The organism is Yokenella regensburgei ATCC 49455 (genome assembly GCF_000735455.1).
GTDB classification, from domain to species: domain Bacteria; phylum Pseudomonadota; class Gammaproteobacteria; order Enterobacterales; family Enterobacteriaceae; genus Yokenella; species Yokenella regensburgei.
Genome location: NZ_JMPS01000020.1, coordinates 86715 through 107533 on the forward strand (window position 1 = coordinate 86715; position 20819 = coordinate 107533).

Here is a 20819-nt window from a genome sequence, read left to right on the forward strand (position 1 = left end):
GGCGTGTAGATTACGGTCTTTCGCCCTGCGCCAGCCGGGCGTTGATCTGCGCAATCACCGCTGGCAGTTCTGCCAGCGTGTCGATGACGTAATGCGCGCCTGCGGCGTAGAGCTTACCGGCGGCGTGCTCGCGGCGGGTGGCAATCTCTTCAGCCGACATAGTCTGGTACTCCTCCCACGTGGCACCGAATTCGTTGCCGGACAACGCCAGTCCAATGCTCCACATCCCGGCGTTAATTCCTTCTTCAATTCCCGGAATGGCATCGTCTACCTTCACGCACTGTGACACGGCGCCAATACCCAAAGTGATGACGTTTTGCAGCGCCATCCACGGGCCAGGACGCCCGCCGACGCTGAGATCGTCCGTTGCCACCCAGCAGTCTGGCGCATAGCCCTGCGCGGCGGCGGCAGGGACCAGTTTTTCCATCACCGCTCGCGGGTAACCGGAGCAGGAACCAATCTTCAGCCCGTCGGCGCGAAGTGCTGCAATCGTGTCGACAACACCTGCAATAGGTGCTGCAAAATCGACGACTTTAGCAATCTGCAGCGGCATGAAGGTGGCGTAAATCTTATTGATATCGGCAGCGGTCATCGGCTGGCCAAATTTCGCCTGCCAGCGGGCGCTTACCGAAGGGAGTTTCCCTAACGCTTCAATGTGTTGCCACTTCCCCAGCCCCATAGGGACGCGGGCTTCGGCAAGGGTTATTTCCACATCAAATGCCTGACGGAAGGCTTCGACGAAAATCTGCGTTGGCGCGAAGGAGCCAAAATCGACGGTGGTACCGGCCCAGTCGAGGATCACGGCGGAAATACGGTTCATGGTGGCTCCTTAGCGTTTCCAGTACATAGCGTGTTGAATGGCGTTCAGCAGCGCGGCGATATCCGACGCATACACTTCACCAATATTTCCGATGCGGAAACAGTCGCTCTGCGACACTTTGCCCGGATAAATAACAAATCCCTGATTTTTCAGGTGCTGGTAAAAATCTTTGAAGCGGTACTGCGGGTCCGCCGGCGAGTAGAAGGCGGTGATCACCGGAGAATGCAGCGCGTCTGCCAGCAGCGGTTCAAAGCCCAGCTTGCGCATTCCGGCTACCAGGCTGCGCTGGTTTTGCTGGTAACGTTGATGGCGAGCGCTGATGCCGCCCTCTTCAGCCAGCTCCTTCAGCGCCTGAGCGAAGGCCAGTACGGTGTGTGTCGGTGAGGTGAAACGCCACTTGCCGTGATTATCTTCCATGCAGCGCCATTGGGCGTACAAATCCAGCGACAGGGAGCGTGAGCGACCCTGGCACTTCTCCAGCTCGCGCTGGCGGGCAATCACAAAGCCGAAGCCCGGTACACCCTGAATGCATTTGTTGGCGGAGCTGATGAGGAAATCGATGTTCAGTGCCGCCATGTCGAGCGGGATCCCACCAAAGCTGCTCATGGCATCCACGATGTAGCGTTTGTCATAGCGCGTTGCGAGTGTTGCCACTTCGGCAATTGGGTTAAGCATCCCGGTGGTGGTTTCGCAGTGCACCATCGCAATATGGGTGATCGCCGGGTCGTTTCTGAGGATTTCGTCGAGTGCCTGCACGTCCGGGCGGGAGATTTCCCCGCAGTCGTAGTGGTGGTGCGCAATGCCCATCAGGGTGGCCATTTCCGCCATACGGGCGCCGTAAGCGCCGTTGTTGACGATAAGCACTTTACCCTGCTGGCCAACCACTGAACCGAGCACCGCTTCAACCGCGTAGCTGCCGCTGCCCTGCAGCAGTACGGAGGTGTAACCCTCCGCTGTGGTGGCCAGCGCAACCAGCTGTTGGCGAATGGTCTGGACCACGCCCAGATTATAGTCATCGTCCCAGGTACAGCTGTCGAACAGCATCGCCTCTTTCACCGTACGAGAGGTCGTCAGTGGTCCGGGGGTCAGCAGCAGGTAATTACGAGATGTCATGAGTTTCACCATTTGGTCTATACCAGATTTGCATTTATGATGGTGATAAAGTCAGCTGCAGGTCAAAGGGAAATTGCCGTTGCAACAAAAAATTCATCTGGCTCTGTATAATAGCCGCATCAAATTTCACAGTGAGCGAACATGAAATCACCCGCGGGCGAGACCCCACAGTACCTGCTTATCAAGGCGCAGCTGCAGGGGCGCATTCAGAATGGGGCGCTGAAAAGCGGTGATAAACTGCCTTCCGAGCGCGAGCTGTGTGCCATCTTCAATACCACGCGCATCACCATCCGCGAGAGCCTGACGCAGCTGGAAGCCAGTGGGCTTATCTGGCGTGCCGACCGTCGCGGCTGGTTTGTCACTCCGGAACGGTTGTGGCTGGATCCGACCCAGAATACTAATTTCCACAAGCTGTGCATTGAGCAGGGCCGTGAGCCGAAAACCGTGCTGCTGGAGGGCCGCGTTACGCCGGTGCCGGTCGACGTCATGACGCCACTGGCGTTGCAGCCGTTTGATCAAATTTACCTGCTCACCCGACTACGTTTAGCCGACGGGCGGGCCATCTGCTATAGCGAGAACCACTGCCTGCCCGCACGGGTACCGGATCTGCTGAGCCACGATCTCAACGGTAGCCTGACCGAGATCTATCAGGCGAACTATGACCTGATCTACACAAGCATGCATTTGTCGTTCTATCCGACGGCGATGCCGCCGCAGGCCGCTGAAGCGCTGGGAGTGATGGAAGGTCGTCCGGCGCTGCTGTTGCGCCGCCTCAACTACGATCAGCACGGCCGCATTCTTGATTACGACATCGAGTACTGGCGGCACGACAGCCTGCGGATTGAAGTCGATACGCATTAAGTTGCGCCTGCCTTTTTGCCCGGTGCGGCTGCGCCTTACCGGGCAGCCCCCTCGTTAATCCCACCGACGCATTTCTTTCATCTTTCTGTCATAAACAACGGTTAGCGTGATGGCAAATCTGGTGTAGACCAGAATGCAAATCAACCCAAGAGGCTAATCCGATGAAACTCTCCCGACTTGCTCTGTTATCCGCGCTCGCCCTTGCCAGCAGCCCCGTCTGGGCCGACGGCGTGGTCACGGTCTATTCTGCTGATGGTCTGCATGACGGCGACAACAGCTGGTATCAGAGCCAGTTTGATGCCTTCACCAAAGCTACCGGCATTAAGGTGCAGTACGTCGAGGGTGGCTCTGGCGCCATCGTTGAGCGTCTGGCAAAAGAGCGCAGCAACCCGCAGGCAGACGTACTGGTGACGGTACCGCCGTTTATCCAGCGTGCCGCCGGGGAAAAACTGCTGGCAGATTTCACCCCGGAAGGTGCTGCTTCTGTCCCAGGCGCAACCCATCAGTACGCCCCGCTGGTCAATAACTACCTGAGCTTCATCTACAACGGCAGCCTGCTGAAAACGGCCCCAAACAGCTGGCAGGATTTGCTCGATAGCCGTTTCAAAAACAAACTTCAGTACTCCACGCCGGGCCAGGCGGGCGACGGCACGGCGGTTATGCTGCAGGCGTTCCACAGCTTTGGTGGTAAAGATGCGGGATTTGATTACCTTGGCAAACTGCAGGCTAACAACGTGGGGCCTTCCGCTTCTACCGGCAAACTCACCGCGCTGGTCAACAAAGGCGAGCTGTACGTTGCCAACGGCGACCTGCAGATGAACCTGTCGCAGATGGCGCGCAATCCGAACGTGAAGATCTTCTGGCCTGCCGATGCCAAAGGCGAACGCAGCGCGCTGGCGCTGCCGTATGTGGTTGGTCTGGTCCAGAATGGCCCGCAGAGTGAAAACGGCAAGAAACTGATTAACTTCCTGCTGGCGAAAGAAGCCCAGCAGAGCGTCAGCGCATTGTCGTGGGGCCTGCCTGTACGCAATGACGTTAACCCGACGGACAGCAACTACAAGGCCGCGAAAGCCGCGATGGCTGGCGTTACGCCATGGCAGCCAAACTGGGATGAAGTGGCGACCTCCCTGCAGGCCGATATTGCCCGCTGGCACAAAGTGACCGACAGCGAGTAACGGATATGCTGATGAAAAATACGACCTGGCGCGCCGAGGCGGCAGCCGACACTTCGGGGATCACCCTGGATTCATTGCGCGTTTCTTACCACGGCAACGTGGTACTGAAGCCGCTGTCTTTGACCATTGAACCTGGTGAAGTGCTGGCGTTGATTGGCCCCTCTGGCTCCGGGAAAACCACGGTGCTGCGGGCGATTGCAGGCTTTGTTCAGCCGGCGGGCGGGCGTATTTTGATCGGCGACACGGATGTCACCCACCTGCCGCCTTACCAGCGTGGGCTGGGAATGGTGGTACAGAACTACGCGCTGTTCCCGCACATGAAGGTGGAAGACAACGTCGCCTTTGGCCTGCGGGCGCAGAAACAGCCGAAAGCGCTGATTGCCGATCGGGTAAAAGAGGCGCTAAAAACCGTGGGGATGGCCGATTACGCCAGCCGCTACCCACATCAACTTTCCGGCGGTCAGCAGCAGCGCGTGGCGATTGCCCGCGCTATTGCCGTGCGTCCGCGCGTGCTGCTGCTTGATGAACCGCTGTCGGCGCTGGATGCACAAATCCGCCACAGCATGGTGGAAGAGATTGCCCGTCTGCACCGGGAACTGCCGGAGTTGACCATCCTCTACGTCACCCACGATCAGACCGAAGCCCTGACCCTCGCCGACAAAATCGGCATCATGAAGGACGGGGAGATGATTGCCCATGGGGAAACCCATCAGCTCTATCACCAGCCGCCAAACCGTTTTGCGGCAGAATTCCTTGGCCGCGCCAATATTCTCTCCGCTACTGCACTCAACGTGACCGCCGCACCCGGGCGCGTCGCCGTCAGTTGCGGCGGCGGCATCGTCTCTGCCTGGAGCCAGGGTATTCACCATGGTCATAACAAGCTGCTGTGTATTCGCCCCCAGCACCTGAGCCTTGCGCCGCGCTCGGCGCAGAGCAACCGACTGAACGGTACGCTCACGTCGGTGCACTGGCAGGGCGACCTGACCCATTTGCTGTGCGATGTCGCCGGAGAGGCGGTGCGCATTGTCCTCACCCATATCGACAGGTTGCCGACTCCCGGTGAGACGCTGTCGTTGTGGTTCGAAGCCGACGACGCCGTACTGATTGAGGTGTGAGATGTCGATGACCCTGACGTTACCCCGCACCCGAAGGCCTTCGCGCCCGTGGCTGTGGATCCTGCTGCCGTTGCTGATACTGGCAATGCTCTTTTTCTACCCGCTGGTGCTGATTGCCAGTGAAGCGCTGCGCGACAGCAGCGGACACTGGAGCCTGGACACTTTCTGGCAGGTAGTGGAGTCCCGTCGCTTCAGCGGTGCGTTGCTTAATACCCTGCAGATTGCCGTTTTTGCCACACTGGGTTGCCTGCTGCTTGGCAGCGTACTGGCGCTTATCCTGGTGTTTATCCCGTTCCCCGGCAGCGCGCTGATGGGCCGGATTATCGACACCGTCATCGCGCTGCCGACCTTTCTGATTACCCTCGCGTTTACCTTTATCTACGGCTCGGCGGGGTTGCTCAACGGCGCGCTGATGTCGCTTTACGACTTTGCGTTACCGCCGGTGGATTTCCTCTATTCAATGCAGGGGGTGATTCTGGCGGAGATCACCGTCTTCACCCCGCTGGTGATGCGCCCTCTGGTCGCGGCGCTAAGACAAATAGATAAAAGCCAGCTGGAAGCGGCAAGCATTCTCGGTGCGCGCCCATGGCGGGTTATTGCTCAGGTGATTTTCCCGGCAGCGCTGCCGGCGCTGATGGCGGGGGGCAGCCTGTGTCTGCTGCTGACCACCAACGAGTTCGGCATCGTGCTGTTTATCGGTGCGAAAGGGGTAAATACCCTGCCGATGATGGTCTACAGCAAGGCGATCCTTGAATCGGATTACAGCGTGGCCTGCATGATTGCGCTGATCAATATCGCGCTGTCGCTGGCGTTGTTTGCCGTCTACCGCCTCGCCGCCGCCCGCAGCGGCGTAAGGAGTTCCTGATGTTAATCTGGTCACGTAAAGGACGTATTGCTGCCGGTGCGCTGGCAACCGCGCTGTTCAGCGTTTTCTTCCTGCTGCCGCTGGTAGTTATCCTGCTCTCCAGTCTGACAAAACAGTGGAACAGCGTACTGCCAACCGGCTTTACGCTGGTGCATTTTGTGAATGCGTTTCGCGGTGCGGCGTGGGATGCGCTGTTCGCAAGCCTGGTAGTAGGATTCTGCGCCAGCCTGTTTGCACTGCTGTGCGGCGTGTGGGCGGCGCTGGCGCTGCGGCAGTACAGCGCGAAGGTGCAAAAATATCTCGGGATGGTGTTCTGGATGCCGAGCGCGATCCCATCGGTATCGGTGGGGCTTGGCATTCTGGTGGCCTTCAGCCAGGGGCCGATGCAGATGAACGGTACTTTGTGGATTGTCCTGGTCGCGCACTTCGTGCTGATCTCGGCGTTCACCTTCAGCAACATTTCTACCGGCCTGACGCGCATTTCGGCGGATATTGAGAACGTAGCCTCAAGCCTCGGCGCGTCGCCGCGCTACCGGCTGCTCAATATCACCTTACCGCTGCTGATGCCGTGGATGATCTCTGCGCTGGCCCTCAGCCTGTCATTATCGATGGGTGAGCTTGGGGCCACGATGATGATCTACCCGCCGGGCTGGACAACCTTGCCGGTGGCGATTTTCAGCCTCACCGATCGCGGCAATATTGCCGACGGCGCCGCGCTCACCATCGTGCTGGTAGGGATTACGCTGTTGCTGATGATGAAGCTTGAACGCATTGCCCGGCGCTTAGCTGAGCGCTAATTACATGTCCGGACACTGTACCCGAGCCAGCGCATCCTGATAGTTCTTCGGATTGTTTCTCTCAAGCGCCAGCGTGGCATCGCGCACGTGGCGCTTGTTCTCTTCAGAAGAGAGAATTTTGTTGGCGAAGTCGGTATCGCTCATGCTGGCTTTGGGGGTGCAGACTTTGCGGATATCCTTCATTACCTGTTGCTTATTCTGTTCAAACTGCAGGCCTTTCAGCGGCGAATCGGCGTGGGCCACCGGGACTGCCAGGCAGGCGGCAAGGTAACACAACGGCATTAGCTTCATGATGGTTCCTCTCGTCTCGTTTCTGTTCTATCAACTATACCCTTGCTTTGACTCTTCTGCGCGAATCCAGCGAAATCAAAATCACCGAGGACACGATAAGCAGCGTGCCGAGCCAGTCCGGCAGGGTGAAGCTCACACCCAGAAGCAGCAGCGACAAAAACGCGCTGCTGAGCGGTTCAGCGCAGCTCAGAATGCTGGCCTTTGGCCCACCAATCATCTGTGCACCTTTCAGATACAGGCTGAAGGTGAGCGAAGTGCCAATCACCACCAGATAGAAGAACGCCAGCAGCAGGTTGCCGGTAAAGGAGAAACTTGAGCCCTGCCCGGCGTAAAACGGCAGCAGCACCAGGCCGCCAATCAGCATACTCCAGCCGACGATTGGCAATGTTCCGTAGCGGGCAATCAGCGTTGACGGGTAAGTGGTGTAAAACGCAGCGGCAAACGCCGAGGCAATTCCCCAGAACAGTGCGGCGGGAGAGATGGAGAGCGAGGTTGGGTTGCCGTGGGTCACCAGTAAAAACGTACCGACCAGCGAGGTGAAAATGGCCGTGAGCACCAGGTTCCCCGGACGCGCGCGGCGGACGATAGCAAACCAGGCCACGATAATTGTCGGTGAGAGGAACTGTAGCACCGTGGCGGTGGCGGCGTTGGATTTTTCAATCGTCAGCAGGAAAGTAAGCTGTACCGTGAGTGCGCCAACCAGGGAGAAGAACAGCAGGCTCAGGGCGTCCTGGCGATTGCGCAGGATAGAGAAAATTTTATCGCCGTGAACAAAAGAGAGCATCAGCAGGATAAGCCCGGCGAACAACAGGCGAATCATGGTCAGAAAGCCGGACGACATCTGACTTTGTTCCATGATGTACTGCGCGCAAACCCCTGAACTACCCCATAACACAGCGGCGGTCAGGACGTTCATCATCCCTCTTTTTGTGGAGCCCATGTTGCCCTCTTAGCGGTTTTCTCTCTTTTTTTGTGATAGAGGGCATCATAGCAGGAACCTGTCTGCGGGAGACAGGTTCCTGAGACGTTAACTTAAATCAACGTTTTTGCTGCCAAAAAGCCAGGTCAGCACAAAGCCGCAGAGATAGGCTACAACCAGCCCGGCGGCGTACACCGCCATCCCGGCGTAAATGCCATGGCCGGAGGTCATCAGCGGCAATGCGACCAGACCGGAGGGACCGAATACGGTGTTAAGGCCAACCGGCAGCCCCATCCACGCGACAAGACCAATGAAGAAACCGCCGCAGGCACCGCCGAGACAGGCGGTGATAAACGGCTTCATGCGCGGCAGAGTCACGCCGTAAATCAGCGGTTCACCAATGCCGAGGAATCCCGGAATGATGGCCCCTTTGATCTGCGTGCGCAGCAGCGCATCTTTTTTCGCCCGATAGTAGAGCGCCAGCGCGGCGCCTACCTGGCCTGCACCGGCCATCGCCAGAATGGTGAACAACGAGTTAAAACCCTGGGCATCCATCAGCGCGAAGTACACCGGCACAAAGCCCTGATGTACGCCAAACATCACCGCCAGAAGGAACAACCCTGCCAGCACCGCTGAGCCAAACGGGTTACCGTTCAGGTGCAGGAACAGCCATGACATACCGGTAAACAGGTAACCGCCAAGCGGCATGATGACGATAAAGGTCACTGCGCCCATGATAAGCAGCGTCACCGCCGAGGTCAGGATCATGTCGAGGTTGGCTGGCATCACGCTGCGCACCCGTTTCTCAACCCACGCGCCGATGATTGAGGCAATCAGCACGCCAATGATATTACCGCGAGGGTCAATGCCATGGCCGAAGAAGCTGGAGATCCCCGAGTAGAAACCGGTGGTGGCTTCCGGGTTGTAGCCCAGCACAAACAACGAGGCGATGATCGCCCCGTTCACCCCGGAGCCGCCAAACGCCTTCTGCGCGTTATAGCCAATCAGGATGCTCAGGAAGGCAAACATCCCTTTGCTGAACACCTTCATATAACCAATGAGTTCAACCAGCACCGCGTTGGGATGGGCGTTCTCCAGAACGAAGATTTGCTCCATCAGGGTGGCGAAGCCGAGCAGCAGACCCACGGCGATAAAGCCGGGGATAAGCGGGGTGAAGATGGTGGCGAATTTCGCAAGGAACTTCTGGATACTGCTGGTTTGCTTGCCCTTCATCTCCTGCTTTTTCGCCGCCGCAACGTCGGCAAGCGACGCGCTGGTGGAAACGTCACCCTGGGGTGCTTCTTCCAGTAGTTGGTTCATCAGTTCGGCGGCGGTTTGTGCTTTGCCGGGGCCAAGCACCACCTGGAACTGTTCATCACTGACGATAACCCCCATCACGCCGTCAATCTGGCGGATGGCGGCGACGTCGGCCTGGGTATCGTAACGCAGGGTCAGGCGCAGACGGGTCATGCAGTGACCGGCCTGCACCACGTTTTCGGCTCCGCCCGCATGGGTCAGGATCCGCGCTATCATCTCTTTATTTATTTTTGCCATTGCCCGTTACCTGTTGGTTAACGCCTGACGAATATACCCATTGTTGGCGGAAAGCAGCGTTTTTGCCTCATCGGCGCTAAGCCCGGTCAGCACCATGACAATCGCGGTTTTACAGTGACGCTGGCTGGCATCGAGCGCCTGCTGTGCGGTTTCCCGGCTGCATTCAGTCGCTTCCATCACGATGGAGACCTGGCGCTCGATAAGTTTGGCGTTGGTCGCTTCGACATCCACCATCAGGTTGCTGTAGACCTTGCCGATGCGGATCATCGCGCCGGTGGAGATCATATTCAGCACCAGCTTCTGCGCGGTGCCGGCTTTCAGACGCGTGGAGCCTGTGACCACTTCCGGGCCGACCTCTGGGGTAATTGCCGCATCGGCCAGCTGTGCCATTTCACCGTGCGGGTTGCAACTGATGATAGCGACGAAGGCGTTCTGGCTTTTGGCGTATTCCATGCCACCGATGACGTAAGGCGTGCGGCCGCTGGCCGCGAGGCCGACCAGCACGTCACGCTCGCAGAAGTTAATCGCCTGCAGATCGGCAGCGCCCTGAGTCTTGTTGTCTTCCACATTTTCAACGGCGCGCAGAATGGCGGTATGGCCGCCAGCGATCAGGCCAACTACCTGTTCATGGCGGGTGCCGAAGGTCGGCGGGCATTCGCTGGCATCAAGAATACCGAGGCGGCCAGACGTCCCCGCCCCCATGTAAATCAGACGTCCACCGGCCTGCAGTGCGGCGGCGGCTTTATCGACCACCTGCGCAATTTGCGGCAGGTAAGGGGTGATGGCGTGCGGCACCTGCTGGTCTTCGCGATTCATCACCGCCAGCATCTCTTCGGTGGAGAGGGTGTCAATGTGGGTGCTGTTGGCGTTGCGGCGCTCGGTCAGCAGTTTGCTCAGATCGATATTCATAATGACCTCATGTTCATTCAATGAGCTCAGTATAATGAATATTTTATTACAATGCAGGTGCATGAATGGAATTTTTTATTACAACTGTGACGGCGCTGACATCAGCTGCGCAAATCAGGCGTTGAGGCCGCTGCTCATCATCGCCAGCGCATGGCGCACGATATCGTCATGGGTAAGGTTCGCCAGCCGCGGGTCATTGCGCATTCGGGAAAACGGCACCAGCACCAGGCTCAGCAGGGTAGTGAATAGTAGCTCCGGGGCAAGCGTTGGGTTAATTTTCCCTTCCCGCTGCCAGTGGCGCACGGTCTCCAGCGTCTGCTGATAGCGGTCATCGCCAAAACGGGCATGCATGTGCTGGCGTAGCACCGGCATCTCGCCGATGGCTTCCTGCATCCACAGCGGCGCAAACCAGGTGTGCTGCGCGGCCTGCTCTGCCAGCGCTTTCACCATCATGGTGAGCGCGGTGACCGGGGAGTCCGTATGTGCGGCAAACTCGGCGCTGATAGCGCTTCGCAGTGGTAAAAAACGCTCTTCAATCACCGCGTCCAGCAGTTGTTCCCGGGAGTTAAAGTAGTAGTGCAGCATCGCCGGAGTCACTCCCGCTTCGCGGGCAATGGCGTTGAGCGAGGTGCGGGCGATCCCCATCTGAGAAAACAGGTGCAGGGCGATATCCATCAGCTGTTCGCGGCTGGCGGTTTTCTTTTTACCGCGTGGCCGACCGGGCTTACGTGGTGCGTCAGAATTGTCTTTTAATGCTGTCATCGCCTGGCGATCCCTTGACCTGAGTCCTGAATGAGATAAATATTAATTATATAGTTAATTAATTTCAAGTGAGCGTATTTATGGCGTCAGATCCGATGACACCAGCCTCTTCGACCTCGCCGCCGCTGGTGTCTTCCGTGCGGCTGCTGTTCAGCGCCCTGATGCTGGTCATGCTGCTGTCGGCGCTCGATCAGACCATCGTCTCTACCGCGTTGCCGACCATTGTAGGCGAGCTGGGCGGTCTGGAGAAACTTTCATGGGTGGTGACGGCCTACATTCTCACTTCCACCATCGCGGTGCCGCTGTACGGTAAATTCGGCGATCTGTTTGGCCGCAAGGCGGTGCTGCAAACGGCTATCGTGCTGTTTTTACTCGGCTCTGCCCTGTGCGGGATGGCGCAGAACATGACGCAGCTGGTGTTAATGCGCGCGTTGCAGGGGCTGGGTGGCGGTGGGCTGATGGTGGTCAGCATGGCGGCGGTAGCGGATGTTATTCCGCCTGCGGAGCGGGGGCGCTATCAGGGGCTGTTTGGCGGCGTCTTTGGTCTGGCGACGGTTATCGGCCCGCTGATCGGTGGTTTCATCGTGCAGCATACTTCCTGGCGCTGGATCTTCTATATCAACCTGCCGCTTGGGCTGTTTGCCCTGCTGGTTATTGGCGCGGTGTTCCGCTCCGGCGGTAAGCGCAGCTACCACCAGATTGACTGGTTGGGCGCGATTTATCTCAGCATGGCGCTGCTGTGTATCACGCTGTTTACCACCGAGGGTGGTACGGTGCGCGCGTGGAGCGACCCGCAGCTGTGGTGCATTCTGGCCTTCGGGCTGGTGGGGATTGCCGGGTTCATTTATGAAGAGCGGCTGGCCTGGGAGCCGATTATTCCGCTGTCGCTGTTTCGTAACCGCAGCTTTCTGCTGTGCAGCCTGATGAGCCTGATTATTGGGATGTCGCTTTTCGGTTCGGTTACCTTCCTGCCGCTGTATCTGCAGGTGGTGAAGGAGGCCACGCCGACCGAGGCCGGGATGCAGCTGCTGCCGTTGATGGGCGGGCTGTTAATCACCTCAATTATCAGCGGACGCATTATCAGTCATACCGGGAAATACCGCCTGTTCCCCATCGCCGGTACGTTGGTGGCGCTGGCGGGCATGGTGCTGTTGACCCGCATTACCACTACCTCGCCGACCTGGCAGCTGTACCTGTTTACCAGCGTGCTGGGAATGGGGCTTGGGATGGTGATGCAGGTTCTGGTGCTGGCAGTGCAAAACAGCGTGGGCAAACATCAGTACGGCGTTGCAACCTCCGGCGTGACGCTGTTTCGCTCGATTGGGGGTTCTGTCGGCGTGGCGCTGTTTGGCGCCGTGTTTACCCACGTTCTGCAGTCGAACCTGAGCCGCCTGCTGCCGCCCGACGCCGAGTTGCCTGCGCAGATGAATCCGGTGGCGGTACAGCATTTACCGGATGCGCTGCGGCTGGACTATCTCGACGCCTTCGGAGCCGCCATCCACGCCGCATTCCTGATGGCCGCCGGTATCATGGTTATCGCGTTTCTGCTCTCCTGGTTCCTGCGCGAGACGCCGCTTAAGAGCACTCACCATTAAGCGGGGGTCGACGTTCTCCGGGAAATTAAGCCCTCGTCGAAGGCGAGGGTGTCAGAGGTGTTTGCTCATAATCACCAGATTATGAGGCACGGTTTGCCCATTTTTATCGGTACGGTGGCGTAAGGCCGTCACAATGTGGTGAATCGATTTGAACCCCAGTTGAGCATAGAAGGCTTCGGCCGTCTGAGTTCCTAGATTGACCTCATAAACGTGCTGTTCCCGCAGATAATCGAGCACGCTATTGGCCAGCATCATCCCTGTTCCGGCGCGTAGTTGGGGTTGCACAACTACCGTACCGATGTAGGCGTAACGCGTTTTACCCTGTTCCCATATTGAACCTGACATCCCCCCCAGTATTTCCCCATGTTCGTTGCGGAGTACCAGCACAAACGTCGGGCGAATTTTCGGGTCCTGTTCGTCTACGGCTTCGATATATAATGTTTTTCCTTCAGGAACATTGTTCAATTGTTGTCTGAAAATTGCCGTATTGTCGGGGCCTGCGGGCATATGTATCGCTTCACGCTCATAGCCTGCCTGTAATAACGGGGTTTCCAATATGTCCCAGGTTGTGAGAATTACCACCTGGTTAATGACTTCGTCTTGCTGAGCAAGATCGGTCAAAAAATGGTGCAGGTAGTCTACAGGCGAAGTCAGGAACTGCGCCTGTGGATAGTGGACGATGGTCTGGGGGTTAAAACCAAACTCTTGTTCACGCTGCTGGAGCAATGTGAAGAGAGTAAATTGATGCTGAGCAAGCTCAGCCATGGTGCTGTTCTCAACATGATAAAAAGTCAGTGCGTTTGACGACGGTTCTAACATTCAGATTCCTGATAAATAAAAGAATATAGTCCTCTCGCTGGAGAGGACGTTGATTAATGCCAACAGAAGTGATGCACCACCTGGGTAATCAGCTCGCGGGTCGGTTTGATGAAGCGAGTTTCAAGGTATTCATCCGGCTGGTGCGCCTGGTTTATCGACCCTGGACCGAGCACCAGGGTTGGGCAGCGGGTCTGGATAAACGGCGCTTCGGTGCAGTAGTTCACCACTTCGGTTTTGGTTCCAAGCAGTTTTTCCACCACTTCAACCAGCTGGTGATCCGGCGGGCATTCGTAACCCGGGATCGGCGGATGCAGCTCCGATATCGTCAGGCGACCCGGCCAGCGCTCGCTCACCGGTGCCAGCGCGTCTTCCAGTAACTCATTGAGAGAGCTAAGGGTCATGCCCGGCAATGGGCGAATATCCATGTGCAGCTCACAGCAGGCGCAGATGCGGTTAGAGGCATCGCCGCCGTGCAGGCTACCGAGGTTCAGCGTTGGGTACGGCACGGTGAAAGCCTCGTAGTGATAGCGGGTTTTCAGGTCGTCACGCAGATGCATGATGCGACCAATGGCGTCGTGCATCACCTCAATGGCGTTAACCCCGCGCGCCGGATCGCTGGAGTGCCCGGACTGGCCGAGCACTCGAATGGCGCTGGAGATGTGTCCTTTGTGCGCACGTACCGGCTGTAAAGAGGTCGGTTCACCGATGATGGCGCAGTCCGGCCGCAGCGAGGTGGTTTCCGCGAAGTAGCGCGCCCCGGCCATGCTGGTCTCTTCATCGGCGGTCGCCAGAATGTAGAGCGGCTTTTTCAACTGCGTCACGTCAACGTCACGCAGCGCATCCAGAATAAAGGCAAAGAAGCCTTTCATATCCGCCGTACCCAGCCCGTAGAGTTTGTTGTCGTGCTCGGTCAGGGTGAACGGGTCGCGGGTCCAGCGGCCGTCATCAAAAGGAACGGTATCGGTATGGCCTGCGAGCAGCAGCCCGCCTGCACCCTCGCCAACGCTTGCCAGCATGTTGAATTTGTTGCGCGTATCCGGAACAGGTTGCACCTCAACATGGAACCCCAGTGTTTCAAACCAGCCCGCCAGTAAATTGATTAAAGCTGCATTACTCTGATCGAGTGCTTCTTCGGTGGCGCTGATGGACGGTGTAGCTATCAATGCGCGATAAATCTCGATAAATGGCGGTAAATTGTTTTTCATTGTTGACACACCTCAGGTCATGATAGTATCAATATTCATGCAATATAAGTGAATAAAAATACATTATCGTTGAGCATAAAGGAACCCGATGTTGAATACGCTGATTGTAGGCGCCAGCGGTTATGCCGGCGCGGAGCTGGTGAGCTACGTAAATCGTCATCCGCATATGAACATAACCGCTTTGACGGTCTCAGCGCAAAGCAATGATGCAGGAAAGTTAATCTCCGAAGTGCATCCAGAGCTGAAGGGCGTGGTCGATTTACCGCTGCAGCCGATGTCTGATATCAGCGCGTTTACCACCGGGGTGGATGTGGTGTTTCTCGCCACCGCCCATGAGGTGAGCCACGACCTGGCGCCGCAGTTCCTGGCGGCGGGCTGCGTGGTGTTCGATCTCTCCGGTGCGTTCCGCGTCAACGATGCGGCGTTCTATGAAAAATTCTATGGCTTCACTCATCAACATCCGCAATGGCTGGAGGCTGCCGTATACGGTCTGGCCGAGTGGAACCACGACAAACTGCGTGAGGCGCAGCTGATTGCGGTGCCTGGCTGCTATCCGACGGCGGCGCAGCTGGCGCTGAAACCGCTGATCGATGCGGGCGTACTCAACCTGAACCAGTGGCCGGTGATTAACGCGATAAGCGGCGTCAGCGGTGCCGGGCGCAAAGCGGCGATCTCCAACAGCTTCTGCGAGGTCAGCCTGCAGCCGTATGGCATTTTCAATCACCGTCATCATCCTGAAATCACAAGCCATTTAGGTGCTGAGGTGATTTTTACCCCGCATCTGGGCAACTTTAAACGTGGCATTCTTGAAACCATCACCTGCCGTCTGAACCCGGGCGTTACGCAGGCGCAGATTGCGGCGCTTTATCAGCAGGCCTACGCCGACAAACCGCTGGTTCGCCTGTACGACAAAGGGGTTCCGGCACTGAAGAACGTAGAAAGGCTGCCGTTCTGCGATATCGGTTTTGTCGTCGATGGTGAACATCTGATTGTGGTAGCAGCAGAGGATAATCTGCTGAAGGGTGCGGCGGCACAGGCCGTACAGTGCGCTAATATTCGTTTTGGCTTCGCCGAAACGCAGTCTCTTATTTAAGGTGTGATGACGATGAATCCATTAATTATCAAACTGGGCGGCGTTTTACTGGATAGCGAAGAGGCGCTGGAGCGTCTGTTTACCGCCCTGGTGAATTACCGCGAATCGCACCAGCGCCCGCTGGTCATCGTTCACGGCGGTGGCTGCGTGGTGGATGAACTGATGAAGCAGCTTCATCTGCCGGTGCAAAAGAAAAACGGCCTGCGCGTGACGCCTGCCGACCAGATTGACATCATCACCGGAGCGCTGGCGGGCACCGCCAACAAAACCCTGCTGGCATGGGCGAAGAAGCACCATCTTAGCTCGGTAGGTCTCTACCTTGGCGACGGTGACAGCGTGAAGGTGACGCAGCTTGATGAAGCGCTCGGCCACGTTGGCAAAGCGCAGCCGGGCTCTCCGGTACTGATTAACACCCTGCTGGCGGGTGGTTTCCTGCCGGTAGTGAGCTCTATCGGGGTGACCGACGATGGGCAGTTGATGAACGTCAACGCAGACCAGGCGGCTACCGCGCTGGCGGCGACCCTTGGTGCAGACCTGATTCTGTTATCCGACGTCAGCGGTATCCTCGATGGTAAAGGGCAGCGTATTGCCGAAATGACGGCGGCTAAAGCAGAACAGCTTATCGATCAGGGTATTATCACCGACGGTATGATTGTGAAAGTGAACGCTGCGCTGGACGCTGCGCGGGCGCTGGGTCGTCCGGTGGATATCGCCTCCTGGCGTCACGCCGAGCAGCTACCGGCATTGTTTAACGGTACGCCGATCGGTACACGTATTCTGGCGTAAACTTTTTGATGCCCGATGCGGCTACGCCTTATCGGGCCTGCATACACGAAATGGTAGGCCGGATAAGCGAAGCGCATCCGGCAATGACATTCAAGAAATGAAGGAAGCATGTTATGGCACTTTGGGGCGGGCGTTTTACTCAGGCAGCGGATCAACGGTTCAAACAGTTCAACGACTCTTTGCGCTTTGACTATCGCCTGGCGGAGCAGGATATCGTTGGCTCTGTGGCCTGGTCTAAGGCGCTGGTCACCGTTGGGGTGTTAAGCGCAGAAGAGCAGTCTCAGCTGGAAGCGGCGCTTAATACGCTGCTGGAAGAGGTTCGCGCCAATCCACAGCAAATCCTCGAAAGTGACGCCGAAGATATTCATAGCTGGGTGGAAGGTAAGCTCATCGATAAAGTGGGTCAGCTCGGTAAAAAATTACACACCGGGCGTAGCCGTAACGACCAGGTCGCCACAGATCTGAAGCTGTGGTGCAAAGAAACCATTGCTGAACTGCTGCATGCCAGCCGTCAGCTGCAAAGTGCGCTGGTCGCCACGGCGCAGGACAACCAGGACGCGGTGATGCCAGGATATACCCACCTGCAGCGCGCGCAGCCGGTGACTTTTGCCCACTGGTGCCTGGCGTATGTCGAAATGCTGGCGCGAGATGAAAGCCGCCTGCAGGATGCGCTGAAGCGCCTCGACGTTAGCCCGCTGGGCAGCGGCGCGCTGGCTGGCACCGCTTACGAAATTGACCGTGAGCAGCTCGCCGGATGGCTGGGCTTCGCCTCGGCGACCCGCAACAGCCTCGACAGCGTTTCCGACCGCGACCACGTTCTTGAACTGCTGTCTGATGCCTCTATCGGTATGGTGCACCTGTCGCGCTTTGCCGAGGACCTGATTTTCTTTAACTCTGGTGAAGCCGGTTTTGTCGAGCTCTCCGATCGCGTGACCTCTGGCTCCTCTCTGATGCCGCAAAAGAAAAACCCGGATGCGCTCGAGCTCATTCGTGGCAAGTGCGGGCGGGTGCAGGGCGCGCTGACCGGCATGATGATGACCCTCAAAGGGCTGCCGCTTGCCTATAACAAAGACATGCAGGAAGACAAAGAGGGGCTGTTCGACGCGCTCGATACCTGGCTTGACTGCCTGCATATGGCGGCGCTGGTGCTGGACGGTATTCAGGTGAAACGTCCGCGCTGCCAGGAAGCGGCGCAGCAGGGCTACGCGAATGCCACTGAGCTTGCGGATTATCTGGTTGCGAAAGGGGTGCCGTTCCGCGAGGCGCATCATATCGTTGGCGAAGCGGTCGTTGAGGCGATTCGTCAGGGTAAACCGCTGGAAGCGCTGGCGCTTAGCTCTCTGCAAAAATTCAGTAGCGTGATTGGCGATGACGTATACCCGATTCTGTCGCTGCAGTCGTGCCTGGACAAACGTGCAGCCAAAGGCGGGGTATCACCACAGCAGGTGGCGAAGGCCATTGCCGAAGCGAAAGGGCGGCTGGCGTAGGCAAAAAAAAAGCGGACCACGGGGTCCGCAAATGTTCACGTTGGCTTTAGTTATTTTGAGAGAAACTCTCGTGACGTGGGCGGTGGTCTTCAAGGGTTAAAGGAGGTACCGCCCCGTTGGTGAGATGTATTATTGAACAGAATGCTTGATAGGGATAATCGTTCGTTGCTATGCTACCTATCGCCATGAACTATCATGGCGATGGAGGATGAATAATGAATATTCGTGATCTTGAATACCTGGTAGCGTTAGCCGAACACCGTCATTTTCGCCGCGCGGCAGATTCCTGCCACGTGAGTCAGCCCACCCTGAGCGGGCAGATTCGCAAGCTGGAAGATGAACTCGGCGTGATGCTGCTGGAGCGTACCAGTCGTAAAGTGCTGTTCACCCAGGCCGGGTTGTTGCTGGTGGATCAGGCGCGTACGGTGCTGCGTGAGGTCAAAGTGCTCAAGGAAATGGCGAGCCAGCAGGGAGAAACCATGTCCGGGCCGCTGCACATTGGACTGATACCTACCGTCGGCCCTTATCTGTTGCCGCAGATCATTCCGATGCTGCACCAGACGTTTCCGAAGCTTGAAATGTACCTCCACGAAGCGCAAACCCACCAACTGCTGGCGCAGCTCGACAGCGGTAAGCTTGATTGCGCTATCCTGGCACTGGTGAAGGAAAGCGAGGCGTTCATTGAGGTGCCGCTGTTTGATGAGCCGATGATGCTGGCCATCTATGAAGATCACCCGTGGGCGAACCGCGATCGCGTACCGATGTCCGATCTGGCGGGAGAAAAACTGCTGATGCTGGAAGACGGTCACTGCCTGCGCGATCAGGCGATGGGATTCTGCTTTGAAGCCGGTGCTGATGAAGACACCCACTTCCGGGCAACCAGCCTCGAAACGCTGCGTAACATGGTGGCGGCCGGGAGCGGGATCACCCTGCTGCCTGCGCTGGCGGTACCACCGGAGCGCAAACGTGATGGGGTGGTGTATCTGCCGTGCATCAAGCCGGAACCAAAACGTACGGTCGGGCTGGTATATCGTCCAGGGTCACCGCTGCGCAGCCGCTATGAGCAGCTGGCAGAGGCCATCCGTGGGTCGATGGATGGCCATTTCGACAAGCCGTTAAAACAGGCGGTTTAAGCCGTTCAGTGCCGCAACCCGATAGGCTTCCGCCATGGTCGGGTAGTTAAAGGTGGTGTTAACGAAGTACTCAATGGTGTTACCACCACCTTTCTGTTCCATTATCGCCTGGCCGATGTGAATGATTTCAGCCGCGCGCTCCCCAAAGCAGTGAATGCCGAGGATCTCTTTCGTTTCACGGTGGAAGAGAATTTTCAGGGTTCCGACGCTCATCCCGACAATCTGCGCCCGCGCCAGGTGCTTAAACTGCGCCCGACCCACTTCGTATGGCACTTTCATTGCCGTCAGCTGCTGCTCGGTTTTCCCCACAGAACTGATTTCCGGAATGGTATAGATACCGGTTGGAATGTCTTCCACCAGGTGTGCGTTGGCTTCGCCTTTGACTAACGCCTGGGCGGCAATGCGGCCCTGGTCGTAGGCGGCGGACGCGAGGCTCGGATAACCAATGACGTCACCCACCGCGTAAACGTGCGGCAGGGCGGTCTGGTACATGCTGTTGACCTTGAGCTGGCCACGGCTGTCGGCTTCGAGGCCGATGTTCTCCAGCGCCAGGGAGTCGGTATTCCCGGTACGGCCGTTGGCGTACAGCAGGCAGTCGGCTTTCAGCTTTTTGCCGGATTTCAGATGCATGATCACACCATCGTCCAGCGCCTCAATGCGTTCGTACTCTTCGTTATGGCGGATAACTACGCCGCTGTTCCAGAAGTGATACGACAGGGAATCTGACATCTCCTGATCGAGGAATGCCAGCAGGCGGTCACGAGTGTTGATAAGGTCAACTTTGACGTCCATTCCACGGAAGATAGACGCATATTCGCAGCCGATAACCCCGGCACCGTAGATGATGACGTGGCGTGGTTCATGCTGCATGCTGAGAATAGAGTCGCTGTCGTAAACGCGCGGATGGGAGAAATCAACATCCCCCGGATGGTACGGGCGTGAGCCGCAGGCGATAACGAATTTTTCCGCGGTCAGCGTTTCGACCGAGCCGTCGTGGCACTCCAGCGCCAGCGTATGCTCATCAATAAAGTGCGCATTACCCTGCAGGATCTCGCAGTGATTGCGCTCATAGAACCCCTGACGCATCCGCGTTTGCTGGTTGATAACGCTGTCGGCGTGATTGAGGATGTCGGCAAACGATGAACGGAGAAGGCGGGAATGGTCGCTGTAGAGCGGGTTCTGATTGAATTCGATGATACGGCTGACGGCATGGCGGAGCGCTTTTGACGGGATGGTGCCCCAGTGAGTACACCCGCCGCCAACATTATGATAACGCTCGATAACGGCAACCCGCGCGCCCTGCTTCACCAGGCCCATCGCGGCACCTTCGCCGCCGGGTCCGGACCCTATCACAATCGCATCATAATCCCAGGAATGTGGCATGGTATTACTCACCTGTTTTTATACACAAAATAAACAGGATGATAACATTCGGCGGACTTTAACCCAATAATCGTTGTGCTTTTTTGCGAACGGAGAGCACAAACGGCTTGTAAACTCTCTTTCACAAAGGCTGGCAA

20 protein-coding genes are annotated in these 20819 nt (G+C 57.4%); 10 read left to right on the forward strand and 10 right to left on the reverse strand.

Annotated elements, in window-relative coordinates; all coding sequences use genetic code 11:
* Window positions 1-10: 10 nt before the first annotated feature.
* Window positions 11-820 carry a phosphonoacetaldehyde hydrolase gene (phnX, locus tag GYRE_RS05090; protein WP_038253546.1) on the reverse strand — a complete coding sequence of 270 codons (810 nt, stop codon included), beginning with the start codon at window positions 818-820 and terminating at the stop codon, window positions 11-13.
* A 9-nt stretch (window positions 821-829) separates the two neighbouring features.
* On the reverse strand, window positions 830-1933 hold the full coding sequence (gene phnW, locus GYRE_RS05095; protein ID WP_038253818.1) for a 2-aminoethylphosphonate--pyruvate transaminase: 1104 nt from the start codon (window positions 1931-1933) through the stop codon (window positions 830-832).
* A gap of 141 nt (window positions 1934-2074) precedes the next feature.
* On the opposite strand from phnW, the gene phnR reads away from it, so the two are divergent.
* From phnR to phnV, 5 genes are all read left to right on the forward strand, one after another.
* A complete protein-coding gene (phnR, locus tag GYRE_RS05100; protein WP_038253548.1) occupies window positions 2075-2794 on the forward strand; it encodes a phosphonate utilization transcriptional regulator PhnR in 720 nt (239 codons plus the stop codon).
* Between the two features lie 161 nt (window positions 2795-2955).
* The gene (gene phnS / locus GYRE_RS05105) at window positions 2956-3969 is read left to right on the forward strand and encodes a 2-aminoethylphosphonate ABC transporter substrate-binding protein (RefSeq protein WP_006817819.1); all 1014 of its coding nucleotides are present in this window, start codon (window positions 2956-2958) and stop codon (window positions 3967-3969) included.
* Window positions 3970-3974: 5 nt separating this feature from the next.
* Window positions 3975-5084, forward strand: a complete 1110-nt coding sequence (gene phnT / locus GYRE_RS05110) for a 2-aminoethylphosphonate ABC transport system ATP-binding subunit PhnT (protein WP_006817818.1) — start codon at window positions 3975-3977, stop codon at window positions 5082-5084.
* A gap of 1 nt (window position 5085) precedes the next feature.
* Window positions 5086-5949, forward strand: a complete 864-nt coding sequence (gene phnU, locus GYRE_RS05115) for a 2-aminoethylphosphonate ABC transporter permease subunit (protein ID WP_006817817.1) — start codon at window positions 5086-5088, stop codon at window positions 5947-5949.
* Window positions 5949-6746: a 2-aminoethylphosphonate ABC transport system, membrane component PhnV gene (phnV, locus tag GYRE_RS05120; RefSeq protein WP_006817816.1), complete on the forward strand. Its 798-nt coding sequence runs from the start codon at window positions 5949-5951 to the stop codon at window positions 6744-6746. Before phnU ends, phnV begins: the two co-directional genes overlap by 1 nt.
* Here phnV and GYRE_RS05125 read toward each other — a convergent pair whose 3' ends face one another.
* The 5 genes from GYRE_RS05125 to GYRE_RS05145 all read right to left on the reverse strand — a co-directional run bounded on the left by GYRE_RS05125 (window position 6747) and on the right by GYRE_RS05145 (window position 11181).
* Window positions 6747-7037, reverse strand: a complete 291-nt coding sequence (locus GYRE_RS05125; RefSeq protein WP_006817815.1) for a YicS family protein — start codon at window positions 7035-7037, stop codon at window positions 6747-6749. It lies immediately after the preceding gene.
* Window positions 7038-7071: 34 nt separating this feature from the next.
* Window positions 7072-7977, reverse strand: a complete 906-nt coding sequence (locus tag GYRE_RS05130; protein ID WP_038253552.1) for a carboxylate/amino acid/amine transporter — start codon at window positions 7975-7977, stop codon at window positions 7072-7074.
* A gap of 87 nt (window positions 7978-8064) precedes the next feature.
* A complete protein-coding gene (murP, locus tag GYRE_RS05135; protein ID WP_038253555.1) occupies window positions 8065-9510 on the reverse strand; it encodes a PTS N-acetylmuramic acid transporter subunit IIBC in 1446 nt (481 codons plus the stop codon).
* Window positions 9511-9516: 6 nt separating this feature from the next.
* Window positions 9517-10419, reverse strand: a complete 903-nt coding sequence (gene murQ, locus GYRE_RS05140; protein WP_006817812.1) for an N-acetylmuramic acid 6-phosphate etherase — start codon at window positions 10417-10419, stop codon at window positions 9517-9519.
* 114 nt (window positions 10420-10533) lie between these two features.
* Entirely contained in the window at window positions 10534-11181 is a 648-nt protein-coding gene (locus GYRE_RS05145; protein ID WP_006817811.1) for a TetR/AcrR family transcriptional regulator, read from the reverse strand.
* 95 nt (window positions 11182-11276) lie between these two features.
* Here GYRE_RS05145 and GYRE_RS05150 point away from each other — a divergent pair, with 95 nt between their 5' ends.
* Window positions 11277-12776 (forward strand): MDR family MFS transporter, encoded by a 1500-nt coding sequence (locus GYRE_RS05150; RefSeq protein ID WP_038253558.1) that lies wholly within the window; start codon window positions 11277-11279, stop codon window positions 12774-12776.
* A 51-nt stretch (window positions 12777-12827) separates the two neighbouring features.
* Here the strand turns inward: GYRE_RS05150 and GYRE_RS05155 are convergent, their stop codons facing one another.
* Together GYRE_RS05155 and argE are read right to left on the reverse strand one after the other, a co-directional pair.
* A complete protein-coding gene (locus GYRE_RS05155; protein ID WP_038253561.1) occupies window positions 12828-13595 on the reverse strand; it encodes a GNAT family N-acetyltransferase in 768 nt (255 codons plus the stop codon).
* A 53-nt stretch (window positions 13596-13648) separates the two neighbouring features.
* Complete coding sequence (argE, locus tag GYRE_RS05160) at window positions 13649-14800, reverse strand: acetylornithine deacetylase (RefSeq protein WP_038253565.1); 1152 nt, start codon at window positions 14798-14800, stop codon at window positions 13649-13651.
* Window positions 14801-14888: 88 nt separating this feature from the next.
* On the opposite strand from argE, the gene argC reads away from it, so the two are divergent.
* From argC to oxyR, 4 genes are all read left to right on the forward strand, one after another.
* Window positions 14889-15893, forward strand: coding sequence for an N-acetyl-gamma-glutamyl-phosphate reductase (gene argC, locus GYRE_RS05165; RefSeq protein ID WP_038253568.1), 1005 nt, complete (start codon window positions 14889-14891; stop codon window positions 15891-15893).
* 12 nt (window positions 15894-15905) lie between these two features.
* Window positions 15906-16679, forward strand: a complete 774-nt coding sequence (argB, locus tag GYRE_RS05170) for an acetylglutamate kinase (RefSeq protein ID WP_038253571.1) — start codon at window positions 15906-15908, stop codon at window positions 16677-16679.
* 113 nt (window positions 16680-16792) lie between these two features.
* Entirely contained in the window at window positions 16793-18166 is a 1374-nt protein-coding gene (gene argH, locus GYRE_RS05175) for an argininosuccinate lyase (RefSeq protein WP_038253574.1), read from the forward strand.
* 215 nt (window positions 18167-18381) lie between these two features.
* Entirely contained in the window at window positions 18382-19299 is a 918-nt protein-coding gene (gene oxyR / locus GYRE_RS05180) for a DNA-binding transcriptional regulator OxyR (protein ID WP_006817804.1), read from the forward strand.
* Here the strand turns inward: oxyR and sthA are convergent.
* Window positions 19282-20682, reverse strand: a complete 1401-nt coding sequence (gene sthA, locus GYRE_RS05185) for a Si-specific NAD(P)(+) transhydrogenase (protein WP_006817803.1) — start codon at window positions 20680-20682, stop codon at window positions 19282-19284. The two genes, oxyR and sthA, sit on opposite strands and share 18 nt — an antisense overlap.
* Window positions 20683-20819 lie beyond the last annotated feature (137 nt).